The following is an 18,500-nucleotide window of genomic DNA, read 5'->3' as shown; positions in this document are numbered from 1 at the left end:
GTAAACGTTATCTGATTGGCGCCATGCTTGATCCGGACGCTTCGTAATGAGCCAGCTCTTCTCTCATTCTCAGAAAGGCTGCGCTCAGCGGCAATAATAATTGCTCAAGCGACGCAGGAACAGCATGGTAAAACTCAATTGCGCTGACCCCGGTATAAGACGCCCGGCTATTTTCACACCACGTGTCCTTTTTGGGCATAAAGAACTCTTCAATGCATTGGTGATACACCTTGTAAAGTGTTTTTCCCGCTCTGGCTTCTTGAAAAGGCTCCTGCATCAGGAGACGGCGGCACGCTTCTGCGCCTCCTTCACAATATACTGTCATTCTTCTCAGAGTGCTCAGCACATCACAGCAGTATCCTTTCTCAATAGGCAATTCAGCCTGCAAGGACGCAAGCGTTGTTTGGTTTAGGTAATCGTTAACAGTATTGACAACCATTGATAAGAATTCGTCTGTTTTTTGAGTCTGCGCTCGCACAATCGAATGTCTCATTTCGTTTGGTATCTTCCCCTCATGTCTTTGTCTCTCACATTTTGCTTCTTTCATAATAGCTTCTTTCCTTATATCTTATGTTGATGAAAAAGCGCGATTCATTAAACATCTATTTTATATCTTCGAAGGTTTGGTTAAAGTTTTCAAAAAATAAATCTGCTTCTTCTTGAAGAACGTCTTCTTCCGCATTTTCAGGCAGCGGCGGAAGCTCGTCCAGCGTTTTCAAACCGAATTGTTCAAGAAAAGTCGGCGTGGTGCCGTATAATATGGCCCGTCCCGGACCGTCAGCCCGTCCAACTTCACACAATAAAGCCTTCGCGACGAGGCTATGTAAAATCCGCTCTGATTTCACGCCTCTGATTTCTTCAATTTCTGCTCTGGTAATCGGCTGTTTATAAGAAACAATGGCCAGCACTTCTAATGAAGCTTGAGAAAGGCCCTTTGACGGCACTTCTATTAGTTTTTTCAAATACGGCGCAAAGGCTTTTTTGGTAGAGAGCATGTACGTATCTGCATATGTAATAAGTTCAATGCCCCTTGCATCCCCGCGGTATTCTTCCGCCACATCCGCCATAATGGTGTTCAGTTCAGGCTCTTCGATTTCAAGCACTGTTAACAGCTGCTTTTTTGTGAGCCCTTCATCGCCTGCCGCATAAAGAAGGGCTTCCACTATAGCTTTCCAATTCACGATATCAAGCCCCATGAATGGATTCACTCCCCGTAATGTAAATATCTGAAAAATTGTGCTCCTGTTCAATGAGAATCCGCTGATTCTTCATCAGCTCGAGAACAGCTAGAAAAGTTACAACCAAATGGTCTTTTTGCTCATACGGAAACAGCTCCATAAAGTTGATTCTCGTTCCTCTAGATTTCAGGCTGTGCACGATTTCGTTCATTCTGTCTTCGATTGGTATTTCTTGTCTGGTAATTGTTGTTTCCATCGGTTTTGTTATTTTTTTGCGTTTCAGCACTTTTTGAAAAGCCCCGATCATGTCATAGACCGTGACTGAGAGCTTTTGCTCAGACTGTTTGACTTCTTTTGCATATTCACTCAAATCACTCGGCGGTTTCGTGAACGATTTTTGTCTTTCTTCTTCCCGTTCTTTTAAATCCTTCGCCGCATCTTTATATTTTCTATACTCAATCAGCTTTTCAATCAGTTCCTCCCGCGGATCCTCTTCTTCAAGTAATTCATCTTCAAAAAGCTCCTCCTCTTGCTTCGGGAGCAGCATTCTGCTTTTAATGCTGAGCAGCGTGGCAGCCATGACCAAATACTCGCTGGCAATATCGAGCTCAAGCACACGCATCGTATGTACATATAATAAATATTGTTCAGTGATCTTTGCCACAGGGATATCATATATGTCAATTTCAAGACGATTGATTAAATGAAGCAGCAGGTCCAATGGGCCCTCAAACGTATCAATTTTCACTTGATATTCTTCCATCATCTCACCATTTTCAAGTATCACTCTCATTGCCGGTTAAACTGGCTATCCTTTAGTATAAGGCACCAAAAAGCTCTCGTCCAATACTATTTCATTTCCTGTTTTGAAGCTATTTGTACTGAATATTCAAAACAATAAAGGAGTTGCGAGAAAGGCCCCCGCGGCGGTTTCCCTTTCAATTGTCGTGATAAACAAAAAATCAATCAGGGCTGAGCGTTTTTTTCTTTTATTCTTCCTATGTTACACTGAAAGCAGATTAAAGGAGGAAGCATCGTGTACCCGAAAGCTTATATCGATTATCTCGTTGAGTTTCACGCAACACGGGATTATTTTGAATGCCATGAAATTTTAGAAGAATATTGGAAGGAAGACCCTCCAAATCAACGAAAAATGTATTGGGTCGGCTTTATTCAGCTTGCGGTTGCTTTGTATCATCATAGAAGGCAGAATACAGCCGGTGCAAAAAGACTGATGGCGAACAGCATCCGGATTCTTCAAGCCGAAAAACAAGCGGTCGAAGACTTGGGACTTGATCATAGCCGTTTACTCGAACTTATGCAGTCGGTTTACGAACAAATCGAAATGGGATCTTCCTATAAAAGCATCATGCTGCCGATCAAAGATGAGAAGCTGGAGGAAACATGCCGCATTGAATGTCAGAAAACAGAGTACACATGGGGGCAGCCCAGCACAATCACCGACACATTTCTTATTGACAAGCACCGTTTGCGGGATCGGACTGAGGTCATCCTTGAGCGTGAAAAAGAGATAGAACGGAGAAAAAAAAGCAGAGGCTGATGACAGCCTCTGCTTAATTATTGTATGAAATGTCTTGATCCTGCTGATCTTGACAACGTTCGAAAAAGCTCTGCGTTAATTCATTCGGAACCAGTATCTGCGTTTTGAATAAATGCTTTAAAGCATCCATCATCTGTTTTCCGATTCCTTGATGGCGATGAGAAGGATTCACACTGATATGCCGGATTTCAACCTCGGAATCCTTTTTTTCGACTCCGATTGCTCCGACGATATCCTCGTCCTCTTTCCAAAGAAAGAGCTGGCGGTCTGTATCCGTTTCGTAGTCCTTAATTGTCTGCTGAAGCTGCTTAAGGTCTTTTTCATTCGGCATGAACGAAAGAAGCCCCATCGCAATCTTTTCAAACGATTTTTTATAACGAATTAACATAAAAACCCCTCTATATCCAAAATGTCCAGTCTGGCTATTAACGGATACGAATAGGTGATCCGTTTTCTCACATTATATCATTTTCGCCATATTTTTAAACTGTTTTCAACAAATTATTCAAATGAGCGGTTTAAATTTGCCATTTCTATGGCAGAAACAGCGCAATCTACACCTTTGTTGCCTGCTTTCGTGCCGGCACGCTCAATTGCCTGCTCAATGTTTTCAGTGGTGACAATGCCAAAGATGACAGGTACGCCTGTCGTGTTTGCTGTTTGCGCGATGCCTTTTGCAGCTTCATTGCAAACATAATCATAATGTGTCGTTGCACCTCTGATAACAGTGCCCAATGTGATAATCGCGTCATATTTTTTTGTTTCCGCCATTTTTTTGGCGGCAAACGGTATTTCAAATGCGCCTGGAACCCAAGCCACATCAATATCATTTGTGTCTACGCCGTGTCTGAGCAACGCATCTTCTGCACCGCTTAGCAGCTTGCTTGTAATAAAATCATTAAATCTTCCTACTACGATTCCGATTTTAAGACCTGTACCAACTAAGTTTCCTTGTATGATATTCATATGATTCCCATCCTTTTTTGTGATATTTGTGATTAGAAATGAAGCAAATGACCCAGTTTATTCATTTTGGTTTGTAAATATTTTTTATTGTGCTCTTTTGCCTCCATTTGAAGGGGCACTCTTTCTGAAATGCTGAGTCCATAGCCTTCAAGACCGGCGATTTTTCGCGGATTATTCGTCAGAAGCTTCATATTCCGCACACCGAGATCGCGTAACATTTGTGCCCCGATGCCATAGTTGCGAAGGTCCGGTAAGAACCCGAGAGCTTCGTTGGCTTCTACGGTATCATAGCCTTGTTCCTGAAGCTTATAAGCTTTTAATTTATTGATTAAACCGATGCCTCGGCCTTCTTGGCGCAAATACAAGAGCACTCCCCGCCCTTCAGCGGCAATTTGCGCTAGCGCGGCGTGCAGCTGCGGGCCACAGTCACAGCGATGAGATCCAAACACGTCACCTGTGAGACATTCTGAATGAACCCGGACCAATACCGGTTCTTCACCGAACGGCACGTCTCCCATCACAAATGCGACATGCTCTTTTCCGTCTACCTCGTTTGTGTATCCGTAAATCTTGAATGTGCCAAAATCAGTGGGCAGCGTAATGTCGACTTCGCGCTCGACAAGTGTTGTCAGGTTGTAACGGTATTGAATTAAATCTTTAATGGTGATCATTTTTAATTGATGCTTTTTCGCTATTTCAATGAGCTCAGGCACTCTTGCCATCGTCCCGTCTTCATTCATAATTTCACAAATGACGCCGGCCCCTTGGGATCCGCAGGCTTCAGCAAGATCAACAGCGGCTTCTGTATGGCCTGCTCTTTTCAGGACACCTCCTTTTTTCGCAATGAGCGGAAAAATGTGCCCCGGACGCTGAAAATCAGACGGCACGGATTTGCTGTCCAGCAATGCTTGAACGGTAAAAGATCTTTCTTGAGCACTGATACCCGTTTTCGTTTTGCGGTGGTCAATGCTTACCGTAAATGCAGTATGATGAGAATCTGTATTGTGCTCAACCATTGGGTGAAGATCAAGCTTGTCCGCGATTTCCTCACTAAGCGGCGTGCAAATCAGTCCTCTTCCGTGGGTCGCCATAAAGTTAATGACTTCTGGGGTTGCATGCTCGGCAAGAGCGACAAAGTCTCCTTCATTTTCTCTGTCTTCATCATCTACAACGATGATAACTTCGCCTTTTTTTAAAGCGTCTAGCGCTTCTTCTATTAGATGAAACATGCGAATCTTCCTCTCTAAAAGCCGTTTTCGCTTAAGAAGGCTTTTGTAATGGTTTGTTGGGTCTTATTTTCATTGGCTTTATGCAAAAATCGATACATATATTTTCCGATCATATCGCACTCGATATTCACTGTAGAGCCGATTGTTTTTTCTGAAAAAATCGTTTCGCTGATGGTATGCGGTATTAAAGAAATCGTCACTTTATCTTCCGACAGGCCGAATATGGTCAAGCTTACACCATCCACGGTAATGGATCCCTTTAAAACCAATGTTTTTGTTAAAGACGGGTCCATCTTTAAATCATAGTAAACAGCGTTAGATTTCTCTTCAATTCGTGTAATTTCAGCAGTTCCGTCAACATGTCCTGAGACGAAATGGCCTCCGAATCGGCCGTTTGCCGCCATCGCTCTTTCCAAATTTACTTTGCTTCCTTTTGATAATTCATTCAGTGATGTCGCTTTGACTGTTTCAGGCATTACATCTACTGTGAATTGATTTTTTGTAAAATCGGTGACAGTCAGGCAAATGCCGTTCACCGCAATGCTGTCGCCCAGATGAACATCCTCTAATATCTTTGAGCATTTAATTGTTAAGGCCATTGAATGCCCTGCTTTTTTCATCGATTCGATTGTGCCTGTTTCTTCTATAATTCCTGTAAACATGGTCACCATCCTACTCGTTTATCGGTTTTGCCGTCAGTTTGATATCACGGCCGATTTGGGTTATATCAGTGAATTGCAATAAGGGGACATCTTTCATTGATTGAAAACCTTCACCGGAGATTAAGCTGGGAGCATGCGTTCCTCCGATTAGTTTGGGGGCAAAATAGAAGATGATTTCTTGAAAACAGCCTTCTTGGACAAAGCTTCCGTGAACAGCAGAACCGCCTTCCACATACACAGACATAATGCCTTCTTCTGCAAGGATTTTCAGAACATCAGGAACTTGAATGTGATCTGTTTCAAACGTATATATCTTCACTCCCAAAGCTGAAAGCCGTTTTTTCTTTTCCTCGTCTGCGCGTGCCGTTGTGAAAATCCATGTCGGCGCTTCCTGATCGCAAATCACTCGGGCGTCCTCAGGAATCGAGAGTTCGGTGTCAAGGATTACCCGAACCGGCTGTTTGGCCACATTCGGCAGCCTGCAGGTTAAACTCGGATCGTCGGCTTTCACGGTGCCAACTCCGACTAAAATGCTTTGGTTTGTTTTCCTGTATTGCTGAGCATCCTGTCTTGCAGCCTCTGACGTGATCCATTTGCTCTCGCCCGTGCTGGTGGCTGTCTTTCCGTCAAGGCTGGCGGCAGCTTTTAGTGTGACGTAAGGGAGGCCTGTCCTCATGAAGTGCAGGAATTTTTCATTCAGCTTCTCCGCCTGGTCTGCCAAGATGCCTTCCTTTACTTCAATACCGGCTTCTTCAATCATGTTGACTCCTCTTCCAGCCACAAGCGGATTAGGGTCTCTCATCGCCACAAACACTCTTTTGATTCCAGAGTTGATAATCAGCTCTGCACATGGCGGTGTTTTTCCGTAATGGCTGCACGGTTCGAGTGTCACGTAAATATCAGCACCCTTTGCGTGGGAGCCGGCCATATGGATGGCATGAACTTCTGCATGAGCTTCCCCATATTTTAAATGGGCGCCCATTCCGACAATTTGTCCGTCTTTTACCACAACAGCGCCGACGAGCGGATTAGAATCGGTCTGTCCTTCGCCCTGCTTCGCAAGATCTAATGCCAGCTTCATATAATACTCTTCCATTTATTTCCCTCCCCTCTTTTATTGATTTACCGTCAAAAAAGCCCCGAATTTATGAAAAATCCGGGGCTTTAGGTATTTTACGCAATAAGAAATAACACTATGCATTTTTGAACCATTTGCATAGCGGCTCATCATCCTTCTCCCATCCAGACTCTCACTGTCGGCTTCAGCTTAAACTGAATCCACCGCGCGCTGATGCACACGGGTCACGGGCTCTAAAGCGCATTCGCTTTACTACCGCCGGTCGGGATTTCCACCCTGCCCCGAAGGATACAATCTTTATTCATTTGTCCTTATTGGCTATTATAGCGATCCTTCTTAAAGTACGCAATGAAATAAACTTACAATTTGAGAAAACAAAACATCACCCTTCAATCCGAAAGGTGATGTTTTGTTAATCATTCACTTTGGCAACTTTAATTAATCCGTCGATCCGCTTTGATTTGCTGAAGTATGCCTTAATCTTGTCGCCTTCTTCTATATCAGACAAATCCTGATTTAATTTCTTTCCATTGAAGATGATTTTCGTACCGTTTTCGGCTTCTCCATGATATTCAGAGCCGTCAATTTCCGTCACTTTATATTCCTGAATGGTGTATTCCTCTTCTTCCGAGGACAAGGTTTGTCCAATTGCTGTCGGAACATCCTTCAGCTCAACGCCATTTATGTACATATAACCGCCTGCAAGTAGAAGCAAAAGCACTAACAGAATGGTAATCTTGGTTTTTATTCTTCCCATTTTTAAACCTCCAGCCGATATGAATCTATTCATTCATATGAGTTATTCCACTTTTTCATGAATAAAAAACCGTCATTTCTCGTAAATTATTAATATAACGATGCATAACGAGAATATGTTTCACCTTTCTGCAATTTCTTTTCTATAGTTATACGAATTTATGTTCTGGTTTTGGGGGATGAATATAAAAAAGAAATAAAAAAAGCAGCCCCTGTTCGGAAGCTGCTCGATCCTAATTTGTTTTACGCATTTCGTTAAATGGGAAGAAAACAAACTTTGACGTGCCGGCAATTTGTTTTTTTGTGAAGAGGCCAAGCCCGTTTCGGCTGTCCATTGAGTTCCGCCGATTATCCCCCATCACAAAATACTTGTCATCAGGCACTTTCACCGGGCCGAAATCATCGGTCAGATGGTCATAATTGTCCTGTTTTGCTCTCTTTTTATTAGCTGCCAAATAAGGCTCGGCCACCTTTTTCCCATTGATATAAAGCTGGTCGTTCTTCATTTCAACCGTATCTCCAGGCAGGCCGATAATCCGCTTGACATAGTGGACATCATCCCCGTTTAATACGACGATGTCTCCTCTATCAAACTCACCGATGTACTTGATTGTCATGTTGACAAAGACTCTTTCCCGGTTATGAAGTGTTGGATACATAGAGTCACCGTCAACGACATACGGCGCAAAAATAAAATGGCGGATGAGCAAAGCGAGAACGACAGCAATCACAATTGCTTTTGCCCATTCTAACATTGTTTTTTTCTTCGAAACATTTTCTGATTTCAACTGATTTCCTCCAATAAACAACGGTCTTCAAATTTATGTTATCACGAATCGAAAAGAAATCCTATCAGGACCATTGACATGATTTTATACTCTATTAATCTTCATCTTCTACCCAAATCATGCCTAACTTTTTCTTGTCAGCCACAACCAGCCCTGCATCAAATGTCGCTTGGGAAATTGGAGTCCAGCTGCTTAGTTCAACATAACCGGACTGAACAACAACATCAGCATTTGTATAATACGTAGGCACATCCGCAAAGTAATCAAAAAAATAATCGCATAATTCAGAAGCAATGGACTTGGATGAAAGAGTGAACTCGTATGCTAAATCTTTAGATAGGATATAAGTCATGAGGTGACGGGCAGTCTGTTCATCTACTGCATTCCATTGATCGCCAAGTTCATGATACCCATAGCACTTGACAAAATGATTCACGTCATGAAGGGTACTGGAATGTTTACGGCAGCCTATTTCACAGGTGATATAACCGGCATCCCGTTTGGCTTTCAGGATGTGTTTAAAATCATTGAAGCTCGAAAACATGGATCAGCCTCCAAAAAACAAATCCAATATGTTGCCGGCTGTTGAGGATTCTTTATTATAAAACTCTGAATATCCGCAATTCTTGCAGTACACCACTAGAAAACGGTTATGCTGCACGTCAAACAACTTTGACAATCCCGTGCCGGTTGTGGCGATTTCTTTTTGGCCTGCTTCAGAGCTTCCGCATTTTATACAGCCTTTGTTGTTCATAACGCCAAACTCCTTTTCATCACATTACGTTTGTTTTTGATTTATTTTACTACAAAATACCATTTTTTTGAACGATGTAACTTTAAAGTTTTCTTAATTTTACATATAACTCCACACAAAAAATCCCAGTATGCATGCTTGAATTGGAAGCGAATACGCATGACTCGCTAAACAAGATGCAATGCACCTTTGCACGACATCATATAAAAGTTAATTATTTTTACCAATAAGTTTACGCTTAACGCCTCTAGCACTAATACATATAAAAAATAGAATAATATGAAAGGAGACTCGATAGTGTGATTGTTTATCCTATCAATATAAACAACATTTCCGGAAACAGCGTAGTGAACGTAGGCGGCGCTTTTATGATCAGGCCATTAACTGTGTCCAATCTGTGTCTGGTTCCGGCGGCTCGAATACGGGAATTGTTATTGAAAACAACTTTGTAAGCCAAACTAATTAACCATCAATTTACTGATCAGAACGTGACCAAAATATTTTAATTACATTTCATCATGAAGCGAAAGGCGGGGAAACACTCGCCGCAATGTCTTCACTTCAACCTAATCAAGCCTGTTTGTTTTTACAGCCTCCAGCACTCGGGCGGTTTTTTATTGGTATATTTTTCGCAAATAAAAAAGCTTCCCCCGATACGAGGAAGCCTTTTGCCTGCCTATTAGCCTTCTACACGAACTTCTTTCATGACGTCGCCGTTAGACATGTTTTTCGCGAATTCTAGTCCGCTTGTTACTTTACCAAATACAGTGTGAACCCCGTTCAAATGAGGCTGTGGCTCATGAACGATGAAAAATTGGCTGCCGCCAGTGTCTTTTCCTGCATGTGCCATAGAAAGCGAACCCGCTTCATGAGTGTGCGGGTTTCCTTCTGTTTCACATTTGATTGTGTATCCTGGACCGCCTGTGCCAGTTCCGTGCGGGCAGCCTCCTTGGCTGACGAAGCCCGGAATCACTCGGTGGAATGTAAGACCGTCATAGAAGCCTTCGTTCGCAAGCTTTTCAAAGTTTGCGACAGTGCCCGGTGCAGCTTCAGGATAAAGTTCAAATTCAATTTTGTTGCCGTCTTCTAATAAAAAGTAACCTGTTTTCAATTGTATGCCTACTTTCTTTATTTTAATTTTCAAAGGAGATTATGTATGATAGGTTATAGCCTGTCTCTCCTTGTCGCGGCTATTATACCACACCTTTCGGGGGAAAACGAATCTCCCGGCTTTAGTAAAAAATAAAAATGAAACCTGAATGTCTTTATCTCCGTCTTACCTAACGGAACTGTCTTTTCATCATGATTCAGGTCCTCGCAAAGCAGCTCTACCCCGCTGCTTGTGAAATTGAAGGAGGTCAAACTGCTTTGAAAAAAATATGGATTGGAATGCTGGCAGCGGCCGTTTTGCTGCTGACGGTTCCGAAAGTCAGTCTCGCGGATGCCGCAGTTGGAGATGTCATTGTCACACTGGGTGCTGATTTGTCAGAATCTGATAAACAAAAAGTGCTTAATGAAATGAATGTCCCTGATAATGCCACAACGGTAACGGTGACCAATAAGGAAGAGCATGAATATTTAGGAAAATATATATCGAACGCTCAAATCGGATCAAGAGCGATTTCTTCATCGTCAATAACCATCGCCAAAAAAGGCTCTGGACTGAATGTTGAGACACATAATATTAGCGGCATTACAGATGAAATGTACCTAAATGCGCTGATGACAGCCGGTGTTAAAGATGCGAAGGTGTATGTGACAGCACCGTTTGAGGTATCCGGGACTGCGGCTTTAACCGGATTAATTAAGGCGTATGAAGTTTCTTCTGATGAAGCGATCTCAGAGGATGTGAAGCAAGTAGCCAACCAAGAGCTTGTCACGACATCAGAGCTTGGAGACAAAATCGGTAACGAAAATGCGGCTGCACTGATTGCAAAAATCAAAGAAGAATTTGCTAAAAACGGTGTGCCTGACAATAAGGCTGACATTGAAAAACAAGTGGACGACGCGGCTTCTGACTTAAACGTCACACTTACAGACAGCCAAAAAGATCAGCTTGTCTCCTTATTCAATAAAATGAAAAATGTTGACATCGACTGGGGACAGGTCGGTGACCAGCTTGATAAAGCGAAAGATAAGATTACGAAATTCATAGAATCAGATGAGGGCAAAAACTTCATCCAGAAAGTTATTGATTTCTTCGTATCTATCTGGAATGCGATTGTTTCTATATTCAAATAAGAAAAGGCGCCGAGAGATTCGGCGCCTTTCTTATTGCTTTACACTCGTTTTAAAGGGCAGGTCAAGTTTGACTACATCCTCGTATGTTTCTCGCTTCACGACTAAATGGGCCTCTCCATTTTCTACAAATACAACAGCAGGTCTCGGGATTCGATTGTAATTATTGGCCATGCTGTATCCGTATGCGCCTGTACAAAAAACGGCAAGAAGATCGCCTTCTTTTACTTCTGGCAGATCAATATCCCAAATCAGCATATCACCGCTTTCACAGCACTTTCCGGCAATCGATACCGTATTGTCATGCGCTTCTCCGATACGATTGGCTGTCGCTGCTTCATACTTAGCCTGATAAAGTGCAGGACGAATATTGTCGTTCATGCCTCCGTCTACAGCCACATACTGGCGGACGCCCGGCACTTCTTTTTGAGAGCCAACCGTATAAAGGGTTGTGCCAGCATCTCCCACGAGAGAACGTCCCGGTTCGATCCAAATTTCCGGAATGTTAAAACCGTAACGGGCAGCATTTTCTTTCACAGCATCGATGATTTTTTCAACGTATTCAGTAGCGTGAAGCGGTTGATCTTCTTCGGTATAACGGATGCCGAAACCTCCTCCGAGATTCAACACCTTGGATACAAACGAGTATGATTCTCTCCACTCGTCGAGTTTTTTGAAGATTTTTTCCGCTGCTAACACAAAACCGGCCGTATCAAAAATTTGCGAGCCTATATGGCAATGGACACCCAGGAGCTGAATGTGTTCTGATTGTAATACTTGCTCAATCGCCCGTTCAGTTTGTCCGTTATGAAGATCGAAACCAAACTTCGAATCTTCCTGGCCAGTTGTAATGTAGTCATGCGTATGCGCTTCTACTCCGGGCGTGATTCGAAGAAGAACATCGATGGAGTGTCCCGTTTCTTTACATAGGTCTTCCAAAAGCGAAATTTCATAGAAATTATCCACCACAATGCAGCCGATGCGATGCTCAAGTGCCATCCGCAGTTCTTCCCTGCTCTTGTTATTCCCATGAAAGTGAATGCGTTCTGCAGGGAAGCCCGCTGCAACAGCTGTATAAAGCTCTCCACCGGACACGACATCTAAAGAAAGTCCCTCTTCCTCAGCAAGCTGAATCATTGCAACTGATGAGAATGCTTTGCTCGCATATGCCACCTGTGCTTTAAGCCCTGCAGTCATAAATGCCTGCTTAAAGCTTTTAGCACGCTCACGTATTAAAGCCACATCATATACGTAAAGAGGTGTTCCATATTTTTCCGCTAAATAAAGAGCGTCCACACCTCCGATTTCTAAATGCCCATGTTGATTTTGTCTGCTTGTGCCATGTAAGAACAATGTCATTCCCTCTTTCTTCGCTTATGGGTGAAAAGGACAGTTTTATGGACTGTCCCTTCATAATTAAGACATACATTATCATACTCTTCAGTCAGTTTCAATGCGATTATGAATTGGTAGGTTGCCTTAAGCGATTTCTTGGGTGAACGATACTTGGTCTTACTTTTGCGCCTGGTTTCGCTGTGCGGACCAGTACCTGCCACAGCGCCTTGCCGTTAAAGGGCATCAGCGGCCATAAGTACGGTGTTTGCAGGGATTTGATACTGGCCATGGCAATAATCAGCACTGTAAAACCGATAACAAGCCCTTTTACATGAAATAAGGCGACGAGTATCATGAGGGCAAGTCGGCTCATTTTATTTGCCAAACTCAATTCATAACTAGGCGTCGTAAAGGTTCCGATCGCTGCAAGTGAGACGTATAGAATCACCTCTGGTGAAAACAGGCCGACTTCAATGGCAATCTGTCCGATCAGCACAGCAGCAATTAATCCCATTGCTGTCGATAAAGCGGTCGGTGTGTGTATGGCGGCCATTCTGAGAAATTCGATTCCTAAGTCAGCTAAGAATATCTGCAGGATGATCGGGATATGCGTATCTTTATTTAAACCGATAAATTTCATATTCTCGGGCAGCAGGTCCGGCTGCAGCACAAAGAGAAACCAGATTGGGAGAAGTATAGTGGATGCCATGATACCGAAAAATCTCACCCATCTTAAAAAAGTACCGACTGCAGGCGCCTGCCTGTATTCTTCAGCATGCTGGACATGGTGGAACATTGTCGTCGGTGTGATAATCACACTCGGCGATGTATCAACCATGATGACGACATGGCCTTCAAGCACATGATTGGCCGCGACATCGGGTCTTTCGGTATAACGGACGAGCGGATACGGGTTGTAGCCTTGTTTAATAATGAATTCCTCTACTGTTTTGTCAGCCATCGTTAAGCCGTCGACATCAATGGCAGCAAGTTCTTTTTCCACAATATCTACCAGATCCGGATCTGCAATATCTTCAATATAAATAATGCTCAGATCCGTTTTTGATCGCTCGCCAACCTTTGTCATCTTAATGCGAAGTCGTTCGTCTCTGATCCGCCTTCTGAGAAGGGCCGTATTGACGACGATATTTTCAACAAATCCGTCTCTGGCTCCCCTGACCACCTTTTCCGTATCAGGTTCTTCCGGATTTCTGCCCGGATAGCTTCTGACATCAATAATAAATGCGAAGCCCGTGTCTTCAACAATAACTGCGACTAATCCCGACAGCAACTGGTCAGTCGTTTCATCCAGCGTTTTTACTTTTTCGACCTGGGCGTTAAGAAGCCTGTTTTCGACAATATCGACCAGATGATCTGGATCCTCATCCCGATTGTTAATGGCAACGAGTTCTCTCATTAAATGAATGATAAAGGCCGTATCACATAATCCATTCAAATAGTAGAGCTGGATTTCTTTATCTAAAATGGTGAGCTTGCGAACCCCTACATCGTAGCTCGTTCCCATCCCGACACGGTTTTTAAAGTATGCTTCATTTTTGTCTGGATTCCGATAAACCCGGGTTTTCTCTTTCTTTTGGTCCGGCATGATACCCGCTCCTTTCTAAAATAAACTCGACCGCTTTCATGGTGATGGGCGACCCTTTTGAGATATCGTCTTTTCTGCCCATTTTGCCAATATCCCCGATACCGACAATAAGCGGGAGATCAAGTTTATCAAGGCAATAGACTGTATCTCCGTTCATTCTGTGTTCATCAAATTCCCGTTCCCCGACTTTATCTACACCGTATTCAGTTATTTCTCCATTGCGGTCAATGCTTACGTCAACCCTAGTCCATTCAGCCTGATGTGTTTTTGATGCGACCGCAATCACACCGAGCACTTCAATTGACGGATGCGTGGCGACATAGGTTAGAGCGGCTTCTCCCGGACCCTCTCCTTGAAGGCCGGAGTCGTCAAACATGACAAATACGGGATCATACGGTGCTGAGGTGATCAACTTGACAAGCTCCGCGCCGCTGCGAATGGAGGGATTGCCCTTTGATTGTGATATACATCGCCCTCCCACTTTGCTTGCGGCGTATTCAATTGTTTTAGCGGCGTATACATCCCCGTCTGTTACCAGTATGACCTTTCGTTTTGTCGTCATGTCGGCATTATCCTTTCGGTTTGAAAATAACAGCTACGATAAAGGCGAAGAGAATGGCGGCTGAGATACCAGCAGAGGTCAGCTCAAAAATCCCCATGCCGATTCCGATAAATCCATGTATATGAGCCTGGTGCATGGCACCGTGCAGAAGGCTGTGGCCAAAGCTGACGATCGGAACGGTGGCGCCTCCTCCGGCAAATTCAATAAATTTATCGTAAATGCCAAAACCATCTAAAATCGCGCCACTCACAACAAATGATGTCATGACGTGGGCTGGCGTCAATTTAAAAATATCCAAGAGCAGCTGGCCGACAATACAAATGGCCCCGCCGCATACAAAAGCCAAAAGGTAGTCCATGTTAAGATGCACCTCCCGCACGCTCAAATACAACCCCGTGTGCAATGGTCGGGATGGTTTCTTTTTGCTGGATCATCGTCGGGCTTAACAGCGCTCCAGTCGCCACGACGAATACACGGTTTAATTTTCCTTCTCTCAGCTGCTTAAAAATGTGAGAGTAGGTGACAAGCGCTGAACAAGCACATCCGCTCCCTCCGGCAAAGACCTGCTGATCCGGTGTATAAACTAAAAGCCCGCAATCATCATGCTTTGTGCCGACCGGATAGCCATCTTCTTTTAAGAGATCTTTTACGATAGGAGATCCGACGCCGGATAGATCACCTGTCAGGATTAGATCATAGTCATCCGCTGTCCGGTTGAGATCTTTAAAGTGCTGCTTAATCGTATCTGCTGCCGCCGGAGCCATGGCGGATCCCATATCAAACGGATCTGTAATTCCTAAGTCAGAGACCTTTCCGACAGTCGCGCTTGTGATTTGGATATCACCCCGTGTCTGACTGATAACAACGGCTCCGCTTCCGGTCACAGTAGAGGTGGCGGTGTCCGGTTTTTGCCCCCCGTATTCCGTCGGATAGCGAAACTGTCTTTCCGCTGTAGCATTATGACTGCTGGTGGCAGCGAGCGCTCTCTTGGCAAATCCGCCGTCAACTAAGGCTGATGCGACAGCCACTGTTTCCATTGATGTTGAACAGGCGCCAAACATACAAAGAAACGGGATGTTTAAGTGTCTTGCCACATAGTTGGCCGTTACGTTTTGATTCAGCAAGTCGCCTGCCAGCAATAGATCAATATCATCTTTTGTCAAATTATTTTTTTGAAGTGTTGCATTAACAGCATCTTCCATCAGCTGACGTTCAGCCATTTCCCAGCTTTTTTGATTACAGTGCATTTCATCATAGGTTTTATCATATAAAGAGCCGAGCGGTCCGTCTTTTTCCTTCGGTCCTGCTGCTGTTCCTGCCGAGTTTACAAATAACGGATGTTCAAATACCCAGGTTTGCTTTCCTGTTAATTTCATTTTTCTTCTCCTCCTATGACATCAGTTTCTCAAAAGCAAACCGAATCATTCCGACGATGTACGCAGCCACAACACCGAAAACGATGACATTCCCCGCCAGTTTAAACATGTTTGTCGCTACTCCGAGCACGAACCCTTCGCTTTTATATTCAAGAGCCGCGCTTGCCATGCTGTTGGCAAAACCTGTGACCGGCACGGCTGAACCGGCGCCTGCAAACTGCCCGATTCTGTCATAGATGCCAAACCCGGTAAGCAAGGCTGAAATTAATATCAGTGTTGCCGCCGTTGGATTTCCCGCTGTTTTTTCATCAAAATCGAAAAAATGAATAAAAAAATTTTGCAGACCTTGTCCGATCGCACAGATCAGCCCGCCTACAAGAAAAGCTTTGACACAATTCCAGACGTAAGGCGGCTTAGGCTGATATGTTTTCACTTTTGATTTGTAGTTTTCTTTTATGTTTGTCATCTTGAAACCTCCTTATGAATGATCAATAAAATACAGCCAGTGAAATAAAGACCCCGCGATTTTCCCAATCACGATGGCCATTAACAGAATAATAATTTTACTTCTGAGCCCGATTCGTTTTGCTAAAATCGGCAGGACATTTAAAACCTCTGTAAGGGCAGCTGCGAGCATCCCGACAAACACACCTGCCAGCAGCCCGACCGGTACGGCAATCCATTTTGTTAAAAAAAGATGGTTCATATGAAGCGTCTCCCATCCCCCGAAAACAGCGCCAAGTATAACAGCTGCTTCATAGGCCTGAACGAATCTCATCGTTTTGGTGAGCTGCATCAGCCGCGGAATGATTCCCATTACGGTTAAAAAAGCAACGAAGCCAGCCCCCACCGTGATGCCTCCGCCGAGCCCGACAAAAATAATGAACAATGCACTAACGATCATGCAGGTCCTTTATTGTCTCTTGATTCTCATGCATGGACACATAGTGATCGAGATCAAGCTGATAGTTAAACATCTCAACCTCCAGCGGACTGGGCTCTTCATTAAGGCGCTTTTTAAAGATGTGGTTAAAAAAAACGATCATCCCCAGTCCCAAACCGATGCTGTATGGGATTTGAAGCAAGTATGGATAGTCATTCCTCTCTCCGGTTATGATTTCATATAGTGCGATATGAACATCTCTCATGCTTACATCCTCATGAAAGTTCATGATAGCAAGACACGATCCGATAAACAGAAGCAGCCAGACACCGATAAACAGAACCGTTGACATTTTCCGTTTGCGATATTGAATTTCGACAATGGTTTCTGCTCCGCCAACTGTTTGAACATCAAGTGCCGGATCTTGTAAATGAATGGCTTTAAGGACTTGTATGATATCCAGAATTACGATATTTTTATCTTTTTCGCTCACCTGATAAAGCGGCATAGCCGAAAGTTTCTTTTTCAGCTGAATCTGTCCTTCAATTTGCGCTGCATCTCCAACCGTGATGATATCTCCCGGATGGGCCAGCACCCTGTGGCGAAGTCGGATAAATATACGTCGTTCCATTATTGATCACCATCTTTCGGTGGTTATATATGTAGTATGTGGTTCGATTTTGTTCTCATTCATCCGCTCGAAAAGACCATAAATTACCACGCTTTTACACACAAAAAAGCCAGCCTGCATGGCAGACTAGCTATCCGGATGGTCCATTTGAACCTTGATCTGTTTTAATATTTTCTTTTCAAGCCTGGAAACCTGAACTTGAGAGATCCCAAGCCGCTCAGCCACCTCGGACTGCGTTTGGTCTTTATAATATCTGAGATAGACGATTAGTTTTTCCCTTTCTTCCAAATCTCTGATTGCTTCTTTCAATGCAATTTTGTCAAACCACTTTTCTTCAGAGTTGTCAGCGATTTGATCAAGCAGGGTGATTGGATCTCCGTCATTCTCATATACTGTTTCGTGAATTGAAGACGGCGCCCTTACCGCCTCTTGAGCGAGTACGACATCTTCAGCTTCAATCTCCAAATGCCCGGCGATCTCCTGCACTGTCGGCACTCTGCCCAGTGTTTTTGAAAGCTCATCTTTCGCGCGCCGGATTTTGTTTCCGAGTTCTTTTAATGACCTTGATACCTTTACCGTTCCGTCATCGCGGATAAAACGCTGAATTTCACCGATAATCATCGGAACTGCATACGTTGAAAAACGCACATCATAGGTTAAATCAAATTTGTCAACAGATTTTAACAGCCCAATGCAGCCGATCTGGAAAAGATCATCAGGCTCATATCCTCTGTTTAAAAACCGCTGTACGACAGACCAAACAAGACGCATGTTTTTTTCTATGAGGAGGTCTCTTGCCTGCTGGTCGCCATTTTGGCTTTGTTTGATTAATTCCTTTACTTCATGGTCCTTCAGCTGAGCGTTTTTGCCGTTTTTCTTAACCTCCACATCCATAAC

General features: G+C 43.7%; 24 protein-coding genes, 2 pseudogenes and 1 riboswitch. Of the genes and pseudogenes, 4 read left to right on the top strand and 22 right to left on the bottom strand.

The genetic code is table 11. From position 1 onward, the window contains the following. Nucleotides 1-7: 7 nt before the first annotated feature. From JMN17_RS03230 to scpA, 3 genes are read right to left on the bottom strand one after another with little or no spacing between them, the layout of a single operon-like run. On the bottom strand, nt 8-547 hold the full coding sequence (locus tag JMN17_RS03230) for a YpuI family protein (RefSeq protein WP_087990581.1): 540 nt from the start codon (nt 545-547) through the stop codon (nt 8-10). Between the two features lie 55 nt (nt 548-602). Beyond that, nucleotides 603-1,196 (bottom strand): SMC-Scp complex subunit ScpB, encoded by a 594-nt coding sequence (scpB, locus tag JMN17_RS03225; protein WP_087990582.1) that lies wholly within the window; start codon nt 1,194-1,196, stop codon nt 603-605. Continuing rightward, nucleotides 1,186-1,941, bottom strand: a complete 756-nt coding sequence (scpA, locus tag JMN17_RS03220) for a segregation/condensation protein A (protein ID WP_202327346.1) — start codon at nt 1,939-1,941, stop codon at nt 1,186-1,188. Before scpA ends, scpB begins: the two co-directional genes overlap by 11 nt. A gap of 273 nt (nt 1,942-2,214) precedes the next feature. Between scpA and JMN17_RS03215 the strand changes: the two genes are divergently transcribed. Beyond that, nucleotides 2,215-2,739 (top strand): DUF309 domain-containing protein, encoded by a 525-nt coding sequence (locus tag JMN17_RS03215; protein ID WP_202327340.1) that lies wholly within the window; start codon nt 2,215-2,217, stop codon nt 2,737-2,739. A 13-nt stretch (nt 2,740-2,752) separates the two neighbouring features. Here JMN17_RS03215 and ribT read toward each other — a convergent pair whose 3' ends face one another. The 8 genes from ribT to JMN17_RS03175 form a co-directional block, all read right to left on the bottom strand. Continuing rightward, nucleotides 2,753-3,127 (bottom strand): GNAT family N-acetyltransferase RibT, encoded by a 375-nt coding sequence (gene ribT, locus JMN17_RS03210; RefSeq protein WP_087990585.1) that lies wholly within the window; start codon nt 3,125-3,127, stop codon nt 2,753-2,755. Between the two features lie 113 nt (nt 3,128-3,240). Continuing rightward, nucleotides 3,241-3,705 (bottom strand): 6,7-dimethyl-8-ribityllumazine synthase, encoded by a 465-nt coding sequence (gene ribH / locus JMN17_RS03205; RefSeq protein ID WP_202327339.1) that lies wholly within the window; start codon nt 3,703-3,705, stop codon nt 3,241-3,243. A 32-nt stretch (nt 3,706-3,737) separates the two neighbouring features. Beyond that, entirely contained in the window at nt 3,738-4,934 is a 1,197-nt protein-coding gene (locus JMN17_RS03200; protein WP_202327338.1) for a bifunctional 3,4-dihydroxy-2-butanone-4-phosphate synthase/GTP cyclohydrolase II, read from the bottom strand. A 14-nt stretch (nt 4,935-4,948) separates the two neighbouring features. Then, nucleotides 4,949-5,596, bottom strand: a complete 648-nt coding sequence (gene ribE, locus JMN17_RS03195; protein ID WP_087990587.1) for a riboflavin synthase subunit alpha — start codon at nt 5,594-5,596, stop codon at nt 4,949-4,951. A gap of 10 nt (nt 5,597-5,606) precedes the next feature. Beyond that, nucleotides 5,607-6,692 (bottom strand): bifunctional diaminohydroxyphosphoribosylaminopyrimidine deaminase/5-amino-6-(5-phosphoribosylamino)uracil reductase RibD, encoded by a 1,086-nt coding sequence (ribD, locus tag JMN17_RS03190; RefSeq protein WP_087990588.1) that lies wholly within the window; start codon nt 6,690-6,692, stop codon nt 5,607-5,609. Nucleotides 6,693-6,822: 130 nt separating this feature from the next. Continuing rightward, a riboswitch (FMN riboswitch) is annotated at nt 6,823-6,967 on the bottom strand. Between the two features lie 119 nt (nt 6,968-7,086). Next, complete coding sequence (locus tag JMN17_RS03185; RefSeq protein WP_087990589.1) at nt 7,087-7,431, bottom strand: hypothetical protein; 345 nt, start codon at nt 7,429-7,431, stop codon at nt 7,087-7,089. Nucleotides 7,432-7,663: 232 nt separating this feature from the next. Then, the gene (gene sipS, locus JMN17_RS03180; RefSeq protein WP_202327336.1) at nt 7,664-8,218 is read right to left on the bottom strand and encodes a signal peptidase I sipS; all 555 of its coding nucleotides are present in this window, start codon (nt 8,216-8,218) and stop codon (nt 7,664-7,666) included. 94 nt (nt 8,219-8,312) lie between these two features. Continuing rightward, a complete protein-coding gene (locus JMN17_RS03175; protein WP_202327334.1) occupies nt 8,313-8,570 on the bottom strand; it encodes a hypothetical protein in 258 nt (85 codons plus the stop codon). A gap of 15 nt (nt 8,571-8,585) precedes the next feature. Between JMN17_RS03175 and JMN17_RS03170 the strand changes: the two are divergent. Continuing rightward, nucleotides 8,586-8,823 (top strand): annotated as a pseudogene (locus tag JMN17_RS03170) (hypothetical protein). Here the strand turns inward: JMN17_RS03170 and JMN17_RS03165 are convergent. Continuing rightward, complete coding sequence (locus JMN17_RS03165) at nt 8,766-8,972, bottom strand: zinc ribbon domain-containing protein (RefSeq protein WP_087990592.1); 207 nt, start codon at nt 8,970-8,972, stop codon at nt 8,766-8,768. The pseudogene JMN17_RS03170 and the gene JMN17_RS03165 overlap by 58 nt on opposite strands. A 299-nt stretch (nt 8,973-9,271) precedes the next feature. Here JMN17_RS03165 and JMN17_RS03160 point away from each other — a divergent pair. Then, nucleotides 9,272-9,478: pseudogene (locus JMN17_RS03160) on the top strand (spore germination protein). A 173-nt stretch (nt 9,479-9,651) separates the two neighbouring features. On the opposite strand, the gene JMN17_RS03155 reads toward JMN17_RS03160, so the two are convergent. After that, nucleotides 9,652-10,083 (bottom strand): peptidylprolyl isomerase, encoded by a 432-nt coding sequence (locus tag JMN17_RS03155; protein ID WP_087990809.1) that lies wholly within the window; start codon nt 10,081-10,083, stop codon nt 9,652-9,654. A 257-nt stretch (nt 10,084-10,340) separates the two neighbouring features. Between JMN17_RS03155 and JMN17_RS03150 the strand changes: the two genes are divergently transcribed. Further along, nucleotides 10,341-11,213 (top strand): DUF1002 domain-containing protein, encoded by an 873-nt coding sequence (locus JMN17_RS03150; RefSeq protein WP_087990593.1) that lies wholly within the window; start codon nt 10,341-10,343, stop codon nt 11,211-11,213. 30 nt (nt 11,214-11,243) lie between these two features. On the opposite strand, the gene lysA is transcribed toward JMN17_RS03150, so the two are convergent. The 9 genes from lysA to sigF form a co-directional block, all read right to left on the bottom strand. Continuing rightward, the gene (gene lysA, locus JMN17_RS03145; protein WP_202327723.1) at nt 11,244-12,563 is read right to left on the bottom strand and encodes a diaminopimelate decarboxylase; all 1,320 of its coding nucleotides are present in this window, start codon (nt 12,561-12,563) and stop codon (nt 11,244-11,246) included. Between the two features lie 106 nt (nt 12,564-12,669). Beyond that, complete coding sequence (locus JMN17_RS03140; RefSeq protein ID WP_087990595.1) at nt 12,670-14,151, bottom strand: spore germination protein; 1,482 nt, start codon at nt 14,149-14,151, stop codon at nt 12,670-12,672. Next, entirely contained in the window at nt 14,096-14,713 is a 618-nt protein-coding gene (gene spoVAEA / locus JMN17_RS03135; RefSeq protein ID WP_087990596.1) for a stage V sporulation protein SpoVABEA, read from the bottom strand. The genes JMN17_RS03140 and spoVAEA overlap by 56 nt, the downstream gene beginning before the upstream one ends. Before the next feature lie 7 nt (nt 14,714-14,720). Beyond that, nucleotides 14,721-15,071: a stage V sporulation protein AE gene (spoVAE, locus tag JMN17_RS03130; protein ID WP_087990597.1), complete on the bottom strand. Its 351-nt coding sequence runs from the start codon at nt 15,069-15,071 to the stop codon at nt 14,721-14,723. A gap of 1 nt (nt 15,072) precedes the next feature. Continuing rightward, nucleotides 15,073-16,089 (bottom strand): stage V sporulation protein AD, encoded by a 1,017-nt coding sequence (spoVAD, locus tag JMN17_RS03125; RefSeq protein ID WP_087990598.1) that lies wholly within the window; start codon nt 16,087-16,089, stop codon nt 15,073-15,075. Between the two features lie 13 nt (nt 16,090-16,102). Then, nucleotides 16,103-16,555 (bottom strand): stage V sporulation protein AC, encoded by a 453-nt coding sequence (gene spoVAC / locus JMN17_RS03120; protein ID WP_202327333.1) that lies wholly within the window; start codon nt 16,553-16,555, stop codon nt 16,103-16,105. A gap of 12 nt (nt 16,556-16,567) precedes the next feature. Continuing rightward, the gene (spoVAB, locus tag JMN17_RS03115) at nt 16,568-16,993 is read right to left on the bottom strand and encodes a stage V sporulation protein SpoVAB (RefSeq protein ID WP_087990599.1); all 426 of its coding nucleotides are present in this window, start codon (nt 16,991-16,993) and stop codon (nt 16,568-16,570) included. Then, a complete protein-coding gene (gene spoVAA, locus JMN17_RS03110) occupies nt 16,983-17,603 on the bottom strand; it encodes a stage V sporulation protein SpoVAA (protein ID WP_202327331.1) in 621 nt (206 codons plus the stop codon). The genes spoVAB and spoVAA overlap by 11 nt, the downstream gene beginning before the upstream one ends. 126 nt (nt 17,604-17,729) lie before the next feature. Next, a complete protein-coding gene (sigF, locus tag JMN17_RS03105; RefSeq protein WP_087990601.1) occupies nt 17,730-18,497 on the bottom strand; it encodes an RNA polymerase sporulation sigma factor SigF in 768 nt (255 codons plus the stop codon). Between the last annotated feature and the right edge of the window lie 3 nt (nt 18,498-18,500).

This window comes from Bacillus sp. RHFS10 (assembly GCF_016757475.1).
Taxonomy (GTDB): Bacteria; Bacillota; Bacilli; order Bacillales; family Bacillaceae; genus Bacillus; species Bacillus subtilis_G.
Note: the sequence above shows the minus strand (reverse complement) of the source record. Positions and strands in the feature narration are given on the sequence as shown.

Excerpts from the sequence above, each read along its gene's own strand:
- ribD (WP_087990588.1), bottom strand. The coding sequence starts at position 6,692 with ATGGAAGAGTATTATATGAAGCTGGCATTAGATCTTGCGAAGCAGGGC.
- JMN17_RS03140 (WP_087990595.1), bottom strand. The coding sequence starts at position 14,151 with ATGCCGGACCAAAAGAAAGAGAAAACCCGGGTTTATCGGAATCCAGAC.
- JMN17_RS03185 (WP_087990589.1), bottom strand. The coding sequence starts at position 7,431 with ATGGGAAGAATAAAAACCAAGATTACCATTCTGTTAGTGCTTTTGCTT.
- JMN17_RS03230 (WP_087990581.1), bottom strand. The coding sequence starts at position 547 with ATGAAAGAAGCAAAATGTGAGAGACAAAGACATGAGGGGAAGATACCA.
- scpA (WP_202327346.1), bottom strand. The coding sequence starts at position 1,941 with ATGGAAGAATATCAAGTGAAAATTGATACGTTTGAGGGCCCATTGGAC.
- JMN17_RS03165 (WP_087990592.1), bottom strand. The coding sequence starts at position 8,972 with ATGAACAACAAAGGCTGTATAAAATGCGGAAGCTCTGAAGCAGGCCAA.
- spoVAC (WP_202327333.1), bottom strand. The coding sequence starts at position 16,555 with ATGACAAACATAAAAGAAAACTACAAATCAAAAGTGAAAACATATCAG.
- JMN17_RS03175 (WP_202327334.1), bottom strand. The coding sequence starts at position 8,570 with ATGACTTATATCCTATCTAAAGATTTAGCATACGAGTTCACTCTTTCA.
- sigF (WP_087990601.1), bottom strand. The coding sequence starts at position 18,497 with ATGGATGTGGAGGTTAAGAAAAACGGCAAAAACGCTCAGCTGAAGGAC.
- spoVAB (WP_087990599.1), bottom strand. The coding sequence starts at position 16,993 with ATGATCGTTAGTGCATTGTTCATTATTTTTGTCGGGCTCGGCGGAGGC.
- ribH (WP_202327339.1), bottom strand. The coding sequence starts at position 3,705 with ATGAATATCATACAAGGAAACTTAGTTGGTACAGGTCTTAAAATCGGA.
- spoVAD (WP_087990598.1), bottom strand. The coding sequence starts at position 16,089 with ATGAAATTAACAGGAAAGCAAACCTGGGTATTTGAACATCCGTTATTT.
- spoVAEA (WP_087990596.1), bottom strand. The coding sequence starts at position 14,713 with ATGACGACAAAACGAAAGGTCATACTGGTAACAGACGGGGATGTATAC.
- ribE (WP_087990587.1), bottom strand. The coding sequence starts at position 5,596 with ATGTTTACAGGAATTATAGAAGAAACAGGCACAATCGAATCGATGAAA.
- spoVAA (WP_202327331.1), bottom strand. The coding sequence starts at position 17,603 with ATGGAACGACGTATATTTATCCGACTTCGCCACAGGGTGCTGGCCCAT.
- JMN17_RS03200 (WP_202327338.1), bottom strand. The coding sequence starts at position 4,934 with ATGTTTCATCTAATAGAAGAAGCGCTAGACGCTTTAAAAAAAGGCGAA.
- ribT (WP_087990585.1), bottom strand. The coding sequence starts at position 3,127 with ATGTTAATTCGTTATAAAAAATCGTTTGAAAAGATTGCGATGGGGCTT.
- scpB (WP_087990582.1), bottom strand. The coding sequence starts at position 1,196 with ATGGGGCTTGATATCGTGAATTGGAAAGCTATAGTGGAAGCCCTTCTT.
- spoVAE (WP_087990597.1), bottom strand. The coding sequence starts at position 15,071 with ATGGACTACCTTTTGGCTTTTGTATGCGGCGGGGCCATTTGTATTGTC.